The sequence below is a fragment of the Bacillus sp. JZ105 genome (assembly GCF_053903125.1).
In genome coordinates this window covers 2742928-2760946 of sequence record NZ_CP096387.1, presented here as the reverse complement: position 1 = coordinate 2760946, position 18019 = coordinate 2742928, and the positions used below count along the sequence as shown (strand labels likewise).

The following is an 18019-nucleotide window of genomic DNA, read 5'->3' as shown; positions in this document are numbered from 1 at the left end:
AACTCCTTTAAATGGTTTGTGTTTGTTCTTTTTGTTCCATTTGATAACTGGTCATCGTAAGAATGGCTGCGATGAGGACCATGATGCCGCCGACCCAGCCTGTATGCACAAGACCAAGTGTATCTGTCACGATGCCGCCTAAAAATGAGCCAATGGCAATACCGGCATTAAAGGCAGCGATATTCATAGCAGAGGCGACGTCGACCGCTCCAGGTGTGTATCTTTCTGCAAAATCAACGACGGCTACTTGCAGCCCAGGCACATTCATGAAAGCAAACAGCCCCATCAGCATGACGGTTCCAATGCCTAACACTGTGAATCCAGCAGTGAAGCTAAGGATAAACAAGATGATGCTTTGGATAATAAACATATAGATCAGTGCTTTCATTGGCTGTTCATTAGCAGCTTTTCCGCCAATGACATTTCCGGCTGCGATCGTGATTCCGTATAAAAGCAGGATCAAGGCCACAGCCCCAGGTGCAAGACCTGTCACATGCTGCAAGAGAGGGGATAAATACGTGAAGACGACAAAGGTTCCTCCATACCCTGTGGCTGTAATGACAAATAAAAGCAAAATTCTTTTTGTTTTTAATAGGACAGCTTGATCTTTAAAAGATGTTTTCACACCTTGCTTTAATTGAGACGGAACAAGAAAATAGTTGGATATCAGTGCGATCAGACCAATGATCACAATCACACCAAATGATGTCCGCCAGCCGAGCTCATGACCAAGAAATGTCCCGAATGGCACACCTGTCACAGTCGCTACTGTTAAACCAGTGAACATAAAGGCAATCGCGCTTGCCCGTTTTTCTTTCACGACAAGGCTTGCAGCAATCGTAGAACCGATGGACATGAAGATTCCATGGGACAAGGCTGAAATCACCCGGCCGATTAACAGCACTGAAAAAGTCGGGGCAATGGTGGCAAGTGTATTACCAATCAAAAAGACGAGCATAATGAGCAAAAGCAATGTCTTTCTTTTCATCGTGGAAGTAAGAGAAGTCAATATAGGCGCGCCAAATGTCACACCAAGTGCATATAAAGAGACAGTCCAGCCCGCCTGACTGACGCTCACTCCAAAGTCCTCTGAGATCATTGGCAAAAGACCGACACTAATGAACTCAGTTGTTCCTATAGCAAAAGCACTAATCGCTAGTGCGAGAAGAGCAAAATGGTTTTGCTTTTTCTTCATAAGTAAGTTCACATCCTTCTGTGATGACATTTTGATAGACGAAGCCGATCGGCAAGAGTTATTATCTAACATAGATGACGAAAAAAAAAGTACGTACTTTTTTGTAATATAGGTACTAAAAAGTGCCTGTTCGTACAAAGAGGAGTGAACATTCAATGGAAAAGAAAAAATATAATATCTCTGTGGAAGCAACGCTTGAGGTCATAGGCGGGAAGTGGAAGTGTGTGATTTTATGTCATTTGACACATGGGAAAAAACGAACGAGCGAATTGAAGCGGCTCATGCCAAACATCACACAAAAAATGCTGACGCAGCAGCTGAGAGAGCTTGAAAGTGATGGCGTTATTAACCGGATTGTCTATGAACAGGTGCCGCCTAAAGTGGAATATGAATTAAGTGAATACGGACAGTCGCTCGAAAGAATTCTCAATGCGCTATGCGATTGGGGAGCAGCTCATATTGAACGTGTGTATGGAGAGCCGCTTTCAGTGCTGGAAGACAGCATCTTAAATGAACAGTTTAAATAAAAGAATCCCGCTTTCTTGTGAGAGCGGGATTCTTTGTCTTACGAGCCTTTTTTCTGGTCGCGGTATTTCCCTGGAGTTGTGCCTTCCAGCTTTTTAAAGGATCGGATGAAATTTTGCGGGTTTTTATATTTCAGTTTTTCCGAAATTTCTTTGACAGACATATCGGTTTCTACAAGCCAGTTTTTAGCGACATGGTGTCTGTAGGAAGAGAGATATTCACTAAAGGAGATATCCATTTCCTTTCTGAAAATGCTGCTTAAATAATTGGGATTGTAATGCAGACGTGTGGCGATTTCATCCAATGTGAGATCTGAGTCGAATTCTTGATGAATAATATGAATGATTTTTTCTGAGATGTTTTTGTATTGTGAGTCTTCACGTGCAGCAAGCTGGTCAATAATTGGCCGGATGATTTCCTGTTTCAGCCATGCTTCTGTATCTTCAAAGGTTTTAAATTCAAAAATCGTATCATAGAGCATTTTGTTGTCTTCGACCTCAAATAATTCAATGCCCAGCAAATGCATCAGCTCAATTAAATTGTTTAAGAAACGAGCGAGGGCGATATGGTATTCGTGCGGTCCTGCATTTTTAGAAAAAATGGATTGCAGGAGCACATGTAAATAGTGATCCGCTTTGCCTTGATCACCAGCTTTCATCGCATCAAATAAATCATGCTGCAGCTGCTTTGGAAAATGGGTTTTGAACGTCTTTCCTTGCTGAATATGCTCATATAAGATAATGGACTTTTTCTCTGCTTTGAGTCTGTATTTTAAGGCTTCTTTTCCTTCAATGTAAGCATGTTTTGCCATCGTGAGCTCCTTAAACTGGCGGCTGATTCCAATGCTGATCGATAAACCAAGCTCTTCTTCGATACGCTGCTGAATGCTTTCTGCTAATTGATTTAAATATTCAGTAAACTCTTCCTCTGACTTTGAGTGGTTGAGGATAATCGTCGTTTGATGCTGATTCACAACGGTTGGCTGAAGGTGCTCCTCTTGCGGAATAATCTGCTCGATCAGTCCATTGATCGCAAATAAAAGCAAGTCAGCATCTTTTTTTTCATAAGGTGTTCCTTTTAACGTATCAATTTGGGTCACGAGCATGGATAAATGAGACCAGCCCTGAGGAAAGCCTAAGCTTTGGAACCGGTTGTTTACTTCTTCATCTGTCAGCTTTCCAAGCAGCAGCCGTACCATAAAGTATTGCTGTAAGTGTGTCACTTGCTGCTCAATCCGTTCCTCTAAATCATTGTTTTGATCTTTCATTTGTTTAATACTCGATTCAATCAACTCAAATTCATTTTGAAAAGGCTGTTTTTGCAAAAATGATTCATTGCGTGCAAATGACTCGTATAATAAGCGGATTGGTTTATAAAAGTGTCTAGAACCGAACCATGAAAATAGTAATGAAAGCGCTAACAAAATAGTGCAGATAATAAAAGTAATCCACCCAATTGATTTCGTTTGCTGCTTAAGTTCTGGAATAGAAACAAAGGATAGGTACGTCCATTCATTATAATCTGATTTTTGAAATGTGATTTGATAGTTGAGTTCGTCGATCTTCATATCAAATTGGCCTGATCGTTTTTCAAGTGAGAGCACATGCTTAACGATATCTTGATGTTTCAGCGATTCACCAATTTGTTCTTTGCGATTATGTAGCAGCACTTTTCCGTTTGTATCGATCACAAACATACTATCCGATTGAGAGAAGTCAGGCATGTTATCAGCTATCACGCAGCTTGGAATGCTGGCGACAGCGATTCCCTTTTTTTGAACGCTGTTCATAGGCAGTTGTTTGATTAAATTCACATTGTACTTGCAAAAGGATGCTTTTCCTTCTTTCGTTGCAACAAGTGGATTATTCTCTTCAAGTGCCCAGCTGGAGTGACTTGGTATATTGAGGTAAGAGGTCAGCGCTTTTTCTTGGTCTTCGCTTGTGACATGATAAAGCCCCGAATTGTTCATGTACCAGTCTTCCATTTTACTGACGAGTGTAATATTGGAAAGGTCGGTGTCAAAGGTTTGCAGGTAGTTCAGTTCCTGCTGTACTTGATTATAAAGCTGGAATTGGTCTGGATTTAAAGGTTCTGCCAGTGTTTGAAGGAGAGGCGGCGAACTGACATAGTGAGTGAGAGAATGATCAACAGTTTTTAAAATATGCTCAATATTGGATTGCGTTTGTTTGACACTGTCGAGCTTTTCATTTGAGATATTTTCAAGTGCTGTTTTTTGCGAATGCTGGTAAGAAAAAATGCCGACAATGATAACAGGAATCGTACTAAGTATGAAAAAAAACGTCACAAGCTTGTAATAAAATTTATACTGCCTTCTTTTCATAAAACCCCCCATTTCAAACAGAACAATCTTTTCCTCTTAATTTATTAATCCAAAAATCTGGTAGGTTTGTCAATAATCATTTTCTGAGATTAGGATCATTTTCTTATGTTTTATGTAACATTTTGAGTAGCTTCACCTATGAAAATATGATCTGTTGATATGATTGTAGACGGATTTTTCATCCTTAAGATACAGTTAACACATGCATGAGCATGAGGGGAGGCTTTATCAATGAAAACAGAGGATGTCACTGCCAAGGGTGTGCCTGCGGCAGCTTTGAAAAGCGAAAAAAGAAAGCGCTTACTTAATCAATTGCTAAGTCAAAAGTTTTTGTATTTAATGATTTTGCCGGGGCTCATTTATTTTATTGTGTTTAAATATGTGCCAATGTGGGGTCTCATCATTGCCTTTCAAGATTACCAGCCGTTTCTCGGCATTTTTGGCAGTGAGTGGGTTGGCTTCAAACACTTTATTCGATTGTTTACAGAACCAACATTTTTCATCTTATTAAAAAATACGCTGATTTTATTTGCCATGAATGTCGTGATTTTCTTTCCAATTCCGATCTTATTAGCCCTTCTTTTAAATGAAGTGAGGTTGGCATTGTTTAAGAAATTTGTACAGACGATGATTTATATCCCTCACTTCATGTCATGGGTGATTGTCGTGTCCTTATCTTTTGTTTTGTTAACAGTAGATGGCGGGTTAATGAATGAATTGATTGCTTTCTTTGGAGGGGAAAAGATTAACTTTCTTCTTAGTCAGGAATGGTTTAGACCGATGTACATTTTACAGGTGATCTGGCGGGAAGCAGGATGGTCAACAATCATTTACCTTGCGGCGATTACAGCGGTAGATCCGCAGCTATATGAAGCAGCAAAAATGGATGGGGCCGGGAGACTGAGACAAATGTGGCACATCACACTTCCTGCCATTAAAAGTGTCATTGTGGTTCTGCTTATTTTAAAAATCGGTGATACGCTTGAGCTTGGCTTTGAGCATGTCTATCTATTACTGAACGCAACGAACCGGGAAGTAGCAGAGATTTTTGATACGTACGTTTATACAGCAGGTCTTAAGCAAGGACAATTCAGCTATAGTACCGCTGTTGGTTTATTTAAAGCAGCCGTTGGACTTATTTTGGTCATGCTGGCAAACCGTTTAGCGAAGAAATTCGGGGAAGAAGGTATTTATTAAAAAGGGAGATGAGGAAGAATGACTTTATCGATTGAAAAGGGATCACCGCTTGAGCATGCAGAGAAATTAGCACAAACTATCATGAAAGCATATACACCGATTGAGCTGCCGCCAGCTGGAAGATGGCATTATCATCAAGGGGTTTTCCTTTGCGGCGTCATGAAGCTATATGAGGCAACAGGGAACGAGGCGTATTTCGATTATGTGAAAAACTATGCGGACTCACTTATTGATGAGTACGGAAATCTGTTATTTCGCAGGGATGAGCTTGATGCCATTCAAGCAGGACTCATTTTATTCCCTCTTTACGAACGAACGAAAGAGAAGCGGTATGTGCTGGCGGCGGAGAAGCTGCGCGGACTTTATCGTACGCTAAACCGCACGTCTGAGGGCGGATTTTGGCATAAAGACAATTATGCTTATCAAATGTGGCTCGATGGTCTCTACATGGGCGGTCCTTTTGCCTTAAAGTATGCTCAGCTTAAAGGTGAAGAGTCACTAGTGGATATGGTCATCCATCAAGAGCATCTCATGAGAAAGCATACGAAAGATGAACAAACAGGCCTGTATTATCACGCGTGGGATGAACGAAAAATGATGCCATGGGCTGATCAAAAGACCGGATGTTCCCCAGAGTTTTGGGCAAGATCGTTTGGCTGGTATGTCCTTGCATTAGCAGATATGATCGAGGACCTGCCAGAGCAGCATGAGGGGCGGAAGTTGTGGAAGGAAACGCTGACAGACATGCTGGAAAGTGTGGCAAAGTACCAGGATGAAAAGACAGGTCTCTGGCATCAAATCATTGATAAAGGAAATCACAGTGACAATTGGCTTGAAAGCTCGGGATCGTGTTTATTCATGTACGCCATGGCAAAGGCCATGAATGAAGAGTATGTGGACCTCCGTTATGTTGATCATGTCGTCAGAGCATATCAAGGCTTGATTCAGCATAAGACGGCTGAGAAAGAAAATGGTGATTTTACCATCCATGATATTTGTATCGGAACATCTGCGGGATTTTATGATTACTACGTTGGAAGAGAGCGGAGCACAAATGACTTGCACGGGGCAGGCGCTTTTATTATGGCGTTAACTGAGCTGGAAAAGCTGTCTGTTTTTCAAAAGGCATGAGAAGGCGAAAAAGAGCCGCCGTATGGCTTATCAGCTTTATCGCTGCCATTTGTTTATCTGCCTGTCAGGGGAAAACAAACGGGATCGATGTCCTGATTTTTTCTGATATGTCAAAGGGAATGAAGGATCAATTAGTGGAGAAGGCTTTTCAGTCGGAACAAGAGACTTATAGCGTCCACATCTTTCCGGCGATTCCTGAAAAGCTTCTTGTTGAAATTACCTCAAAAGAGGGGGACGTGATGCTTGTTCCAGAAGAAATGTTTAGAACGTATGATGATCCTGAAAGCTTTCAGCTGCTGGAAGAGATGAAAATAGGCGATCAAGCAGCAGGACCATATACGGTCGAGGACAAAAAGACAGGGAAAACGGTCGATTATGCAGTTCAAATCAATAAAGGAAAGAAAAAACTCAACGGCTATACCTTTCAATTACACCGAGATATGGTCGCTTTCATTCCCGTGTATGCTGATAAGACGGAAGAGGCGCTGTCTCTTATGAAACAGCTTCGTGAAAACCAATAAAAAATGGGGTGGGGAATGTGAAACGGGTCGTGATTTGCGGGCTGAGCCATCGTGCGTTCAATATGTTTATTAAACCGCTCACAGAGGATTTCAATGAGCATTATAAGATTACAGGGCTCCTCGATATAGATCATCAGCGGTATATACTTTGTCAGGAGCGTTTTCCGTCACTCCGGGGCGTTTCGTTTTTTCATGAAGATGCATTTGATCAGATGGTCAAAGAAACAAAACCAGATATCGTCATTGTGGCAGGCAGGGATGACACTCATGTCACATATATCATGCAGGCACTTGACCATGATCTAGATGTCATCACCGAAAAGCCGATGGTGACAACAGCAAAAGACGCCAAAAAAGTGATGGAAAAAGAAGCGGAAAGTAAAGGGAAGGTCACGGTCACCTTTAATTATCGCTACAATCCTTTCCATCGAAAGGTAAAAGAACTGATTCTAGACGGGAAAATTGGAAGGGTCACATCTGTTGAACTGAGCTGGCTTATTGATACGTATCATGGTGCTAGTTATTTCAAAAGGTGGAACCGTACACGTCAATTTTCTGGCGGACTGTCCATTCATAAGTCGACGCATCATTTTGATCTGGTCAACTGGTGGATTGATCAAAAGCCGAAGCAAGTATTTGCCTACGGGGCGCTGAACTATTATGGCAGCGAAAGCCCTTGGAATCCCTTGCAGGGGGAGGAAAATAGATTTTGCGGAACATGTCATGTGAAGGATATATGTCACTATGAAGCAAGGTGGAATCCGCGGGTTGAGCGCTCGAAGGTGGAGGACGACCATATTGAATCCGGTCAGGAGCAAACGCAGCAGTACTCAAATTATCGCCCGGATGCGTGCATTTTTGATCAGGAAATTGATATTGAGGATACATATGTGGCGTCAGTCGCTTATGATCAAGGGGCTCTGCTCAGCTATTCGATTCAATTCTCAGCCCCATATGAAGGCTACCGCTTGGCTATTAATGGGACGAAGGGGCGTATTGAAACAAATGAGTTTCATGTGCCATCAAGAATTCCTTTTCAATTTCCAGAACAAACAATTTCTTATTACCCGATGTTTGGATCAAAGGAGACGATTGAAGTCGTGAAGCAGCCAGGCGGACATGGCGGCGGAGATCCTTTGCTATTGGCTGATTTATTTATAGGAAAAGATCCCTTGATTCACTATGACATCTTAGCAGGAGCAGAGGCTGGTGCTTATTCGATTGCTCTTGGGGAAGGCATGTGGCGCTCTGTCGCAGAAAAACGCCCAATTGAAATCGATGAATTGTTTCATAAAGAGACGGTGTAAAGAGAAAGAGAGGAGGGGAAAGAGATGGATCATGATGGTTCAATGAGCAGAATGCTGAGGATGTGTGAGTGGGTGATGAGACTCGCCTATACGAATTTGTTATGGCTTTTGTTCACCATCCTTGGGCTTGGCGTATTTGGCTTGATGCCTGCGACCACTGCGTTATTTTCCGTGATGAGAAAGTGGATTCAAGGTCATGAGCAAGTTAGTGTATTCCGCACTTTTTGGAAGGTATACCGAGAGGAGTTTGTACGCTCTAACATCATTGGAGTGGTGCTGTTCATCATTGGAACGATTATTTATGTCGACCTTGCTTATATTTATCCGGCGAGCTGGCTCTTACATGTGCTTCGCTTTGCTATATACATTTTTGGTTTTCTGTTTATTGTGAGCTTATTTTATATTTTTCCGCTGCTTGCTCATTATGATTGGAAAAAACGTCTCTATCTGAAATTCTCTCTTCTGCTTGGTGTCTCATATTTGCAATATACACTTTCTATGCTTGTTTTCTCGGCTGTGCTGTTTGTTCTGTTTGCTTATTTACCCGGAATCGTGCCGTTGTTTAGCGTGAGCATACTCGCCTACGGTCATATGTGGCTGGCCTATCAAGTCTTTAAAAAGGTAGAGTTTGAAAGTGAGCACGAGACAGCCGAAGTGAAGAAGCGGCTGCCGTCTTTCCTTCAATCGAAGCGGGTGAATACGCAGTGAAGTGAATCATTTGCTATAATGGTGTCACCGTAATGAAAAGGAGAGATGAGAGTCGTGTCAGTGAAAGAAATTTCAATAGAAGAATTAAAACAAAAGCTGGAGCAGGAAGATGCCATTCAGCTTATCGATGTACGTGAGGATGAAGAGGTAGCAGAAGGGATGATCCCGGAAGCAATCCACATTCGAATGGGCGATATCCCTGAGAAGCTGGATGCATTCGATCAAACACAGGAATATTATATTATTTGCCGCTCTGGTAAACGTAGTGAAAATGTCTGCTATTACCTAGAAGATCAAGGCTACCAAGCGACCAATGTTGTTGGCGGGATGCTTGCTTGGACAGGAGAAACAAAACCGAAGCTGTAAACAGAAGACCTTTCATCATAACGATGAGAGGTTTTTTTGTTCATATGCCTCTCTCTATGTGCATAAAGATAGAGTAGCGAGAGAAGGGAGAGTGGCATAAGTGCTAAAGGTAGCTGTATTTGATGAAGAACATGAGAAAGATTTGCAGAGCGAAATCAATCATTTTTTAAAAGGAATGGATGACGACCAAATTATTGACATCAAGTACAATGTAGCGGTGATCTGTGAGCAGGGAGGGGAACAGCTCTACTGTTTTTCTGCACTCATTTTATATAAAAAATAGATGGCATCAAAAAAGGACCTCCTTGAAGGGTCCTTTTTCTTTGGTTAGCTGGCGTCAATATATAAACGATGCTTGTGGCAGTGAACACATTGAAAAAGGTAGCCTTGTAAGTCTCCTCCGTTGACGAGCCATTGCTTTAGGTTCTCTTTTGTTAAACCTTCGCCGCTGCATATGTCTTCGATATCCTCGGCGAGTTCTTCCTCTAGATGTTCAATCTCTTTCCAGCCGACATACTGGACGATTGCGCAAAAATCTCCGCAATGACTTAACCAATATTCTTGCTGCCATCCGCGATAGCCTGGCGTTCTGAAGATCAGCTCATCGATATATTCCTCTTGATCGACATCATCACAGCTCGAATCGTCTTGAAAGGTTCCATTGTATTTTTTAGCCGCTGATCCATCTTTTATGCACCAAGGACAAATTCCCTCCACATTTTCCACAGTATAAAAAGGACCACGGTACACATAATCTCTTTCTTTCTCACAAACAGGACATGTTGTATGCTCTTTTTTCATCACATTTAACGAAACTGGGTCTGGGTTGTACTTGAACGTAGGTAATGTCATATTAACCTCCATTATGTAGAAAGTGATGATTCATCACTATTTTAAAGGAATCCTCAAGCTCGCGACAATCTTAAATTGTTTATATAGAAAAAAGCCGTTCGGATGGGGACTGACCCCATAAAGTGAGACAAATAAAAACACCTTTAAATTGAAAAATCGGGTATAGCATATCTGAAAACAATTTGGAGGTGTTTTTTGTATGGGAAAAAGAGTTAGTTATCCGATTAGTGTAAAAGAAGAGGCCGTTCAAATGAGGTTAGCTGGAATCCCGACAAAAGAAATCATGGACAAGTTAGGAATTAAGAATAGAACACAAGTGAAAACGTGGATGAAATGGTATCGCGAGGGTGAAATCCATCGATTTCATCAACCAGTTGGAAAGCAGTATACCTACGGGAAAGGACCAGAATATCAAAATGAGAACGAGAAGTTGAAAACAGAAAATCTTTATTTAAAGCAACAAATTGACCTATTAAAAAAGTATATAGAATGGGAAAGGAAGTGAAAAAAGAAGCATTCGTGTCGATTTATGATGCGGTAAAAGACACAGTAAGTGTAAGTGCATTCTGTCAGATGTTTGAGCTCGCAAGATCAACATTTTATCGTTGGAAAAAACAAGATCTCCTGCCAAAACAGCAAGTGTTAATTGACCTCATATCGTCGCTTTGTGAGTCACACCAATATACGTACGGTTATCGTAAAATAACGGCCCTACTGCGAAAAGAAAGGAGAATAAATCATAAGACAGTACAACGCATTATGCAAACCTACGGTTTACAGTGTCGTGTGAAAATAAAAAAGCGTAAACAGACTGGTCAACCTTACTATATTGCAGAAAATCACTTAAAACAGGATTTTACTGCGACAAAGCCACTTGAAAAACTGGTGACAGATATAACGTATTTGCCATTTGGTCAAAAACCACTTTATCTATCCAGCATAAAAGATTTGTATACTAGTGAGATTGTGGCTTATACGATTGGTGATAAACAGGATGTTTCTCTTGTTTTAGATACATTGAAGCAGTTACAGACATTACCTAAAGGCTGCGTACTTCATAGTGATCAAGGTTCGGTCTACACTTCTTATGCTTATCAAAAGGAGATAAAGGAAAAAAGCATTACCATGAGCATGTCCCGGAAGGGAATGCCCGCTGATAATGCCCCCATAGAATCCTTCCACTCCAGTTTAAAAACAGAAGGATTCTATCTCCACCACCTGACAAACACTACAACAGCCATTGTAGAAAAAACGGTCAGGGAGTATATTGATTATTATAACAATATCCGAATTCAATTGAAATTAAACAGCCAGTCACCAAAAGAGTTTCGGCAACTGGCTGTTTTATAAAGGTGTTTTGATCCCTGTCTCAAAAACGGGGGTCAGTCCCATGGGGAACGGCTTTTTCTCGTTTGCGATTATGCTTTTTTTACTCTTGGACTTCTTGGTTTATTGACTTGATTGGTTTGTTTGATAATTCTTCGTTCATCATTTAGTGATTTATACAGCGAGACAATCATCAATATAATGACAACGGAGAACGGCAAGGCTGCGAGCTTGGCTGTATTTTGCAGGGCCTCAAGTCCCCCTGAAAATAAAAGCACAGCAGCAACAGCCGATTGGATAATGCCCCAGCTGACTTTGACACTGCCAGAAGGGTTCAATGATCCATAGGTTGTCTGCATTCCAAGCACAAATGTAGCTGAATCAGCCGATGTAATAAAGAATACGGCGATTAAAATGAGTGCCAGTATCGATGTAATCATCGCCAGCGGATATTCATGCAGTACACCGAAGAGCATCGTTTCAGTTGAAAGCCCTGCAACATCGACAATATTCTTTTGCTGTAAGTCCATTGCAGATACACCGAAAATTGAGAACCATAGGAAGACTAGGATGGAAGGAGCGACTAAGACACCCAATAAAAATTCGCGAATTGTTCGCCCGCGTGACACTCTAGCGATAAAGATTCCAACAAATGGTGCCCAAGAAATCCACCATGCCCAATAAAAGATTGTCCATCCATTAATCCATTCTCTCTTTTCAGGATCATTTGGAGATAGACGGAAGCTCATTTGAACGATATTGGATAAGTATTGTCCAATCGAGTCAGTAAAAGAATTTAAGATAAAAACAGTTGGACCTACCAAAAGTAAGAAAAACATCAGAACAGCTGCTAATACCATATTGATATTACTTAAGTATTTAATGCCTTTTCCAATCCCGCTTAAAGCAGATGCAAGGAAAAGCACCGTCACAATGATAATAATGATCAATTGTGTGCTAAAGGCAATTGGAATATGAAAAAGGTAATTCAATCCACCATTTATTTGGGCCGCACCTAATCCTAGGCTTGTTGCAACACCAACCACAGTTGCAAATACCGCAATACAATCGATGGTTTTACCGATCCATCCGTGAATTTTATTTCCTAAAACGGGCTGCAGTGTTGCACTGATTAAGCCAGGTGCATCTTTTCTAAATTTAAAGTAAGCAATGCAAAGTGCAACAATGGCATAAATAGCCCATGCATGAAGCCCCCAGTGGAAAAATGTATAGCGAAGGGAATCGCGGAAGGCCTGCGCTGTTTCAGTCTCCCCTGTTGGTGACTGAATAGCATAGTGGCTGATCGGTTCAGCTGCTCCGTAAAAAACAAGACCAATTCCCATACCGGCACTAAATAGCATAGCAAACCAAGAAAATAAACCAAATTCAGGCTCTTCTCCCGGTTTTCCTAGCGTAATCTTACCGATTGGGCTGAAGATAAAGAATAGACAAAAGCCGACAAGCAGTGATACCACTAACAAGTAATACCAGCCAAAGTCATTTGTAATGTATGTTTGAATTTGATCTGTGACATTTTGCAATGTGTCTGGAGAAAAAGCTCCCCACAGCACGGCAACAAATGTGATCGCAATCACAATCCAAAATACACTTGATACGTTTTTCACACCATCTCACTCTCCTGTTGTTCTACACGTTTAAGCAGAGGACTTCGCTTAATATCCCCTAACTCAACTTATTTCAAACAAAAAGAGGCGAGCTTCTCACTCGACCTCTACTTTACCGTAACATGTTTTGCTTCCATTTATCAACTATCGATATGGGAAGACGATTTTTCTTCAATTCGTTTGCGAAGACGGTAGACATATTCTTTTAAACATACTGCGAAAATGGTAAACGCCAAAACAATGGCGGCTTTTACCGGGGTAATGGAAAGCTTCAAGAAAACAGCGGCTGTCAAACTGATAACGACCGCAAGAACAATCGGTAATGCGCGTCTGATCATTGATCTCTCTCCTTTGCTTCTAGTGCAGCATTCATGCCGGCAAGTCTGCCTGTCACAAGTGCTGATGTGATATTGTAGCCGCCTGTGTAGCCATGGATGTCTAAAATTTCTCCGCAGAAATAAAGACCGGGCATTTTTTTAGACGCCATTTTCTTCGGTTCAATTTCCTTCACAGAAACGCCGCCTCCTGTCACAAACGCTTTGTCCAAGGATAGCGTTCCATTTGCATGCACAATAAAATGTTTGCAATCATGGGCAAATGCACGCAGTTTATCCTTGGCTAGACCAGAGAATGTGTCTTGTGGATCAATCCCGTTCCGTTCTAGCAGAAACAATAAATAGCGTTCTTGCATCCAAGACTTGAGGACATTTTTAATGGCTTTCTTCGGTTCATCTTTAAGGTCACGATGAAGCTTCTGGAACAGCTCCTCGTCATTCAGCTTCGGATATAAGTCTATTTGCAGGCGGACTGTCGGCTGTTTTTTCAATTCTTTCACAACAAATCCGCTGCATCTAAGAACAGCTGGACCTGATAAACCAAAGTGAGTAAAAATCATATCCATGACATGTGTGACGACGGGTTTCCCTTTTTTATTTAAAACACTGACAGCCACACTTCTTAAAGAAAGACCTTGAAGCACTTTTTCTTTAATAAATCGTTCATCGGATGTGACCGGTACCTCTGTTGGGAAGAGCTCTGTAATGGTATGACCGGCTGCTTCTGCCCATGCATAGCCGTCGCCAGTAGAGCCGGTATGCGGCACACTTTTTCCGCCGACAGCAATGACGACAGACTTACTAGAAATTTTTTCATCATTATTTGTAACAATTCCAGCTGCTTGTCCGTCTTGATACAGAACCGTTTTAATTTTTTCGTTCGTTCGAATGGTGACATTGAGTGCGCGGAGCCTGTCTAGAAGGGCATCCACAACAGATTGTGCTTTATTTGAGACAGGGAACATACGTCCATGGTCTTCTTCTTTTAGTTCAATACCAAGGTTTTCAAAAAACGCAATAATATCTTCATTGTTAAACTCAGAAAATGCACTATATAGAAAACGGCCGTTTCCGGGAATATGTTTGATGATTTCTTCTACTGGTAGGCGATTGGTGACGTTACAGCGTCCGCCGCCAGAAATGGCCAGCTTTCTGCCAAGTTTGTTTCCTTTGTCAATTAACAGAACAGTCGCACCGTGCTCTGCTGATGCAATCGCGGCCATCAGTCCAGAAGGTCCGCCGCCAATGACAATGACATCATAATGTTTCATGTTACATTCCTCTTTCTACTTTCAGTCATTTTTCTATTATAACGAAGATTAGGGAAGGCTGAAATATGAATTGATTGGTTTTGTGACTTCCGTATTGGATTTGTTACCTGTGTTTTGAATTGATGTGGTAAAATAGTTAAGTTGAATATTCATTAGAAAAATGGTGGTTAAGCGCATGTCTAATAAACTGCTTCGTGGTACGTTGGTTTTAACGATAGGGACGTATCTCTCTCGTATTCTTGGTATGATTTATTTAATTCCATTTAGCGCACTGGTTGGAGCTACTGGTGGTGCGCTATTCCAATATGGATACAATCAGTATACGATCTTTTTAAGTATTGCTACGCTTGGTTTTCCAACAGCGGTATCAAAATTTGTTTCCAAATATAATGCGATCGGCGATTATGAGACAACAAGAAAAATGTTCAGGGCAGGTATGTCGGTCATGCTTGTCACCGGGATTATCGCCTTTTCTATTTTATATTTGTCCGCACCGATTTTTGCCAAGATTCAGCTTGGCGGATCAAATGAAACAGGCGGTTTGACTGTCGATCAAGTAGTATATGTGATTCGAATGGTCAGCTTAGGTCTTTTGGTTGTCCCGATCATGAGTCTTGTACGCGGGTTCTTCCAAGGACACTCCATGATGGGACCGACAGCTGTTTCCCAAGTGATTGAACAGCTTGTCAGAATCATCTTCCTATTAACGGCGACGTTTATTATTTTAAAGGTGCTTGACGGCGGGCTTGTCATTGCTGTCGGATATGCAACTTTTGCCGCACTGATCGGTGCATTTGGCGGTTTATTCACGCTTTATTTATATTGGCTGAAGCGGAAGGACCGGCTCTTAGCCATGCAGCCGAATACAGGCGCTCACTCTGATTTATCTTATAAGCAAATGTTTACAGAGCTGTTTAGCTATGCGGCGCCGTATGTATTTGTTGGACTTGCGATTCCAATTTATTCTTATATCGATACAAACACAATTAACAGAGCCATGATTGCATCCGGACATCAGGATATTAGTACAGCGGTATTGTCCATTGTGACGTTATATTTACCGAAGATCGTGATGATTCCTGTGTCACTTGCAACAGCGTTTGGTTTAACATTGATTCCGACGATTACGGAATTATTTACAGCACGTAATTACAAGCTGCTCAATAGACAAATAGATCAGACGATGCAAGTCATTTTATTTTTCGTGCTGCCTGCTTCATTTGGTATCTCGGCATTGGCTGGACCGGTTTATTGGTTTTTCTATCCGTCTGTTCATCCTGAAATTGGGATCTCCATTTTGTTCTGGTATGCACCTGTTGCATTATTGTTTTCTCTATTCACCATTAGTGCAGCGATTCTGCAAGGGATCAACAAACAAAAATTTGCCATCGTCAGTCTTTTGTTAGGAATCATCATTAAAACGATTCTAAACATCCCGCTGATCAGCTGGCTGCAAGGAAATGGTTCTGTGCTGGCAACAGCATTAGGCTACAGTGCATCCATCTTGTATATGTTTATCATGATTAAACGCCATGCCGGCTATTCGTTCCGCAGAATTTTCAAACGTTTTATTCTCATTGGTATTTTAACGGCGATCATGGCTGTCGTGGCATATGTGACAAGCCAGATTGTGAACCAAGTGATTTCTTATGAAGGCGGAATTATTCAAGCGGGTATCGTGATTTTGATTTCCGCGATCGCTGGCGGCGGTGTGTATATGTACTTGTCTTATAAGGTGGGATTACTAGAGCGTGTACTTGGCAGCCGTATGCCGAAATTTTTAAGAAAAAAGAGTTAAGAAGAGGTAGATATTCATGAGGCTTGATAAATTGCTTGCTAACAGCGGCTTTGGTTCAAGAAAAGATGTGAAAAAGCTTGTCAAGGCGCGGGCGGTCACAGTGAATGGAGAAGTGGCAAAGCAAGTGAAAGATCATGTTGATCCATCAAATGATGAAGTGCTCGTACACGGAGAGCGTGTAGAGTATAAAGAATTCATTTACTTAATGATGAATAAGCCTGACGGGGTGATCTCAGCAACTGAAGATCTGCGGGATGAAACGGTTGTCGATTTACTTGAGCCGGAGGATATCGCAAGGGAGCCATTCCCTGTGGGGAGACTGGATAAGGATACGGTCGGTCTCCTTCTCCTCACAAATGATGGACAGCTTGCTCATCAATTACTTTCTCCAAAAAAGCATGTGCCAAAAACGTACGAGGTTCATTTGAAATATCCTTTAGGAGATCAAGACATTAAGCGTCTTGAAGAGGGCGTTGTCATCTTAGATGATTATCACACGAAGCCGGCGAAGGTTGAAGTAGATGCGAATGAAGAGGAAGATACACGCATCCGTTTAACGATTACTGAAGGGAAGTACCATCAAGTGAAGCTGATGGCCCAAGCGGTGGGAAATGAAGTGGTCTTTTTAAAAAGGCTCTCGATGGGGGCTGTCTCTTTAGATGAAGATCTAGCACCCGGAGAGTACCGTGAATTGACGGATGAAGAATTAGACAGCTTAATGAATCGTGAATAACGTAAGAACAAAAGAAAAGAACCGGCATACGCCGGTTCTTCAGCGTGTAGACAAACCCTCGCATTCTTTGTCAGTCCTGCGCGCTGGTGCTCACGAATGTTAAATTCGCTCCGCAAAAGTAGCCGTTCTTCCTAGACTTCAAAGGTTTTCTATCACGCTGTAAAGAAGACAAAGGGCTAAAATAAAAATCATTTTAGCCCTTCGTCAACAATTTGCAAAAGAAAAGAACCGGCATACGCCGGTTCTTTTTGTTATATGGACAATTCATTATACGCTTAAGATGATATTTTTACTTTTTTTCTTGTTGTTTCCCATTTGCCTCTGCTTGGACTATGAACAAGATCGTTATAGGCAAGCACGTTTAAGTCTCTTTGAATGGTTCTAGGTGTGATCCCGAATTCATCAACCAGCTCTTGTGTCGTCACAAGACCTTTCTCTTGAATGAACATATAGACTGATTTGATTCGAGTCATCATACGGTTTGTTGAAGGTTTCAAAAAACCACTCCCTATCAATAAGATCGGATGGACTTGACTAACCACAACTTACTACACTAAAACTGCGAAATAAGGACATGCAACAATGGTAAATGTTCGTGTTTCTTAATGTTTTATTCTATTATACACGTTATTATGCATCTAGTTCCACCAAAAAGTCAACTTTACGTGTTTTTAAACTTGTCTTCATGAAATGAAATATGGTATATATCATGATTTGAATCCGGTTACAACCCAATAATGATAAGGGATGCGATAGAAGCTGACATTTTCAAATGTTCGAAAAATAAA

General features: G+C 41.4%; 18 protein-coding genes. 11 read left to right on the top strand and 7 right to left on the bottom strand.

From position 1 onward, the window contains the following. Nucleotides 1-7: 7 nt before the first annotated feature. A complete protein-coding gene (locus tag M1D81_RS14140) occupies nucleotides 8-1195 on the bottom strand; it encodes an MFS transporter (RefSeq protein ID WP_456266575.1) in 1188 nt (395 codons plus the stop codon). 155 nt (nucleotides 1196-1350) lie between these two features. Between M1D81_RS14140 and M1D81_RS14135 the strand changes: the two genes are divergently transcribed. Continuing rightward, nucleotides 1351-1722 carry a winged helix-turn-helix transcriptional regulator gene (locus M1D81_RS14135; RefSeq protein ID WP_003217763.1) on the top strand — a complete coding sequence of 124 codons (372 nt, stop codon included), beginning with the start codon at nucleotides 1351-1353 and terminating at the stop codon, nucleotides 1720-1722. Between the two features lie 38 nt (nucleotides 1723-1760). On the opposite strand, the gene M1D81_RS14130 is transcribed toward M1D81_RS14135, so the two are convergent. Continuing rightward, complete coding sequence (locus tag M1D81_RS14130) at nucleotides 1761-4061, bottom strand: helix-turn-helix domain-containing protein (RefSeq protein ID WP_456266576.1); 2301 nt, start codon at nucleotides 4059-4061, stop codon at nucleotides 1761-1763. A gap of 231 nt (nucleotides 4062-4292) precedes the next feature. Between M1D81_RS14130 and M1D81_RS14125 the strand changes: the two genes are divergently transcribed. The 7 genes from M1D81_RS14125 (at nucleotide 4293) to M1D81_RS14095 (ending at nucleotide 9574) form a co-directional block, all read left to right on the top strand. Next, entirely contained in the window at nucleotides 4293-5258 is a 966-nt protein-coding gene (locus tag M1D81_RS14125) for an ABC transporter permease (protein ID WP_456266577.1), read from the top strand. Between the two features lie 18 nt (nucleotides 5259-5276). Then, nucleotides 5277-6389 (top strand): glycoside hydrolase family 88/105 protein, encoded by a 1113-nt coding sequence (locus M1D81_RS14120; RefSeq protein WP_456266578.1) that lies wholly within the window; start codon nucleotides 5277-5279, stop codon nucleotides 6387-6389. Then, entirely contained in the window at nucleotides 6386-6910 is a 525-nt protein-coding gene (locus tag M1D81_RS14115) for a lipoprotein YteS (RefSeq protein ID WP_440164081.1), read from the top strand. Before M1D81_RS14120 ends, M1D81_RS14115 begins: the two co-directional genes overlap by 4 nt. A gap of 17 nt (nucleotides 6911-6927) precedes the next feature. Continuing rightward, nucleotides 6928-8217 carry a Gfo/Idh/MocA family protein gene (locus M1D81_RS14110; protein WP_456266579.1) on the top strand — a complete coding sequence of 430 codons (1290 nt, stop codon included), beginning with the start codon at nucleotides 6928-6930 and terminating at the stop codon, nucleotides 8215-8217. Nucleotides 8218-8241: 24 nt separating this feature from the next. Beyond that, nucleotides 8242-8925: a YesL family protein gene (locus tag M1D81_RS14105; protein WP_456266580.1), complete on the top strand. Its 684-nt coding sequence runs from the start codon at nucleotides 8242-8244 to the stop codon at nucleotides 8923-8925. A 54-nt stretch (nucleotides 8926-8979) separates the two neighbouring features. Next, a complete protein-coding gene (locus M1D81_RS14100) occupies nucleotides 8980-9291 on the top strand; it encodes a rhodanese-like domain-containing protein (protein WP_065214504.1) in 312 nt (103 codons plus the stop codon). Between the two features lie 100 nt (nucleotides 9292-9391). After that, nucleotides 9392-9574 carry a sporulation protein Cse60 gene (locus tag M1D81_RS14095; protein ID WP_024424881.1) on the top strand — a complete coding sequence of 61 codons (183 nt, stop codon included), beginning with the start codon at nucleotides 9392-9394 and terminating at the stop codon, nucleotides 9572-9574. Between the two features lie 44 nt (nucleotides 9575-9618). On the opposite strand, the gene M1D81_RS14090 is transcribed toward M1D81_RS14095, so the two are convergent. After that, nucleotides 9619-10143 carry a CbrC family protein gene (locus M1D81_RS14090; protein ID WP_456266581.1) on the bottom strand — a complete coding sequence of 175 codons (525 nt, stop codon included), beginning with the start codon at nucleotides 10141-10143 and terminating at the stop codon, nucleotides 9619-9621. A 199-nt stretch (nucleotides 10144-10342) separates the two neighbouring features. Between M1D81_RS14090 and M1D81_RS14085 the strand changes: the two genes are divergently transcribed. Continuing rightward, nucleotides 10343-11493, top strand: a protein-coding gene (locus M1D81_RS14085; protein WP_125587610.1) for an IS3 family transposase whose coding sequence is annotated in 2 segments (ribosomal slippage) — nucleotides 10343-10613 and nucleotides 10613-11493 — 1152 coding nt in all. Because the reading frame shifts where the segments join, the coding sequence is not laid out codon by codon here. 68 nt (nucleotides 11494-11561) lie between these two features. On the opposite strand, the gene opuD is transcribed toward M1D81_RS14085, so the two are convergent. From opuD to M1D81_RS14070, 3 genes are all read right to left on the bottom strand, one after another. Next, on the bottom strand, nucleotides 11562-13094 hold the full coding sequence (opuD, locus tag M1D81_RS14080) for a glycine betaine transporter OpuD (RefSeq protein WP_456266582.1): 1533 nt from the start codon (nucleotides 13092-13094) through the stop codon (nucleotides 11562-11564). 140 nt (nucleotides 13095-13234) lie between these two features. After that, nucleotides 13235-13432 (bottom strand): hypothetical protein, encoded by a 198-nt coding sequence (locus M1D81_RS14075; protein ID WP_456266583.1) that lies wholly within the window; start codon nucleotides 13430-13432, stop codon nucleotides 13235-13237. Then, nucleotides 13429-14700, bottom strand: a complete 1272-nt coding sequence (locus M1D81_RS14070; RefSeq protein WP_456266584.1) for an NAD(P)/FAD-dependent oxidoreductase — start codon at nucleotides 14698-14700, stop codon at nucleotides 13429-13431. The genes M1D81_RS14075 and M1D81_RS14070 overlap by 4 nt, the downstream gene beginning before the upstream one ends. 175 nt (nucleotides 14701-14875) lie before the next feature. On the opposite strand from M1D81_RS14070, the gene M1D81_RS14065 reads away from it, so the two are divergent. Further along, on the top strand, nucleotides 14876-16498 hold the full coding sequence (locus M1D81_RS14065) for a putative polysaccharide biosynthesis protein (protein ID WP_456266585.1): 1623 nt from the start codon (nucleotides 14876-14878) through the stop codon (nucleotides 16496-16498). A 16-nt stretch (nucleotides 16499-16514) separates the two neighbouring features. Then, nucleotides 16515-17231, top strand: a complete 717-nt coding sequence (locus M1D81_RS14060; protein WP_456266586.1) for a pseudouridine synthase — start codon at nucleotides 16515-16517, stop codon at nucleotides 17229-17231. A gap of 275 nt (nucleotides 17232-17506) precedes the next feature. On the opposite strand, the gene M1D81_RS14055 is transcribed toward M1D81_RS14060, so the two are convergent. Further along, a complete protein-coding gene (locus M1D81_RS14055; protein ID WP_008356419.1) occupies nucleotides 17507-17728 on the bottom strand; it encodes a DeoR family transcriptional regulator in 222 nt (73 codons plus the stop codon). Nucleotides 17729-18019 lie beyond the last annotated feature (291 nt).

Bases quoted from the DNA above. Each gene is read 5' to 3' on its own strand.
- M1D81_RS14060 (WP_456266586.1), top strand. From the start codon at position 16,515: ATGAGGCTTGATAAATTGCTTGCTAACAGCGGCTTTGGTTCAAGAAAA.
- M1D81_RS14135 (WP_003217763.1), top strand. From the start codon at position 1,351: ATGGAAAAGAAAAAATATAATATCTCTGTGGAAGCAACGCTTGAGGTC.
- M1D81_RS14115 (WP_440164081.1), top strand. From the start codon at position 6,386: ATGAGAAGGCGAAAAAGAGCCGCCGTATGGCTTATCAGCTTTATCGCT.
- M1D81_RS14090 (WP_456266581.1), bottom strand. From the start codon at position 10,143: ATGACATTACCTACGTTCAAGTACAACCCAGACCCAGTTTCGTTAAAT.
- M1D81_RS14070 (WP_456266584.1), bottom strand. From the start codon at position 14,700: ATGAAACATTATGATGTCATTGTCATTGGCGGCGGACCTTCTGGACTG.
- M1D81_RS14125 (WP_456266577.1), top strand. From the start codon at position 4,293: ATGAAAACAGAGGATGTCACTGCCAAGGGTGTGCCTGCGGCAGCTTTG.
- M1D81_RS14120 (WP_456266578.1), top strand. From the start codon at position 5,277: ATGACTTTATCGATTGAAAAGGGATCACCGCTTGAGCATGCAGAGAAA.
- M1D81_RS14065 (WP_456266585.1), top strand. From the start codon at position 14,876: ATGTCTAATAAACTGCTTCGTGGTACGTTGGTTTTAACGATAGGGACG.
- M1D81_RS14130 (WP_456266576.1), bottom strand. From the start codon at position 4,061: ATGAAAAGAAGGCAGTATAAATTTTATTACAAGCTTGTGACGTTTTTT.
- M1D81_RS14140 (WP_456266575.1), bottom strand. From the start codon at position 1,195: ATGAAGAAAAAGCAAAACCATTTTGCTCTTCTCGCACTAGCGATTAGT.
- M1D81_RS14075 (WP_456266583.1), bottom strand. From the start codon at position 13,432: ATGATCAGACGCGCATTACCGATTGTTCTTGCGGTCGTTATCAGTTTG.
- M1D81_RS14105 (WP_456266580.1), top strand. From the start codon at position 8,242: ATGGATCATGATGGTTCAATGAGCAGAATGCTGAGGATGTGTGAGTGG.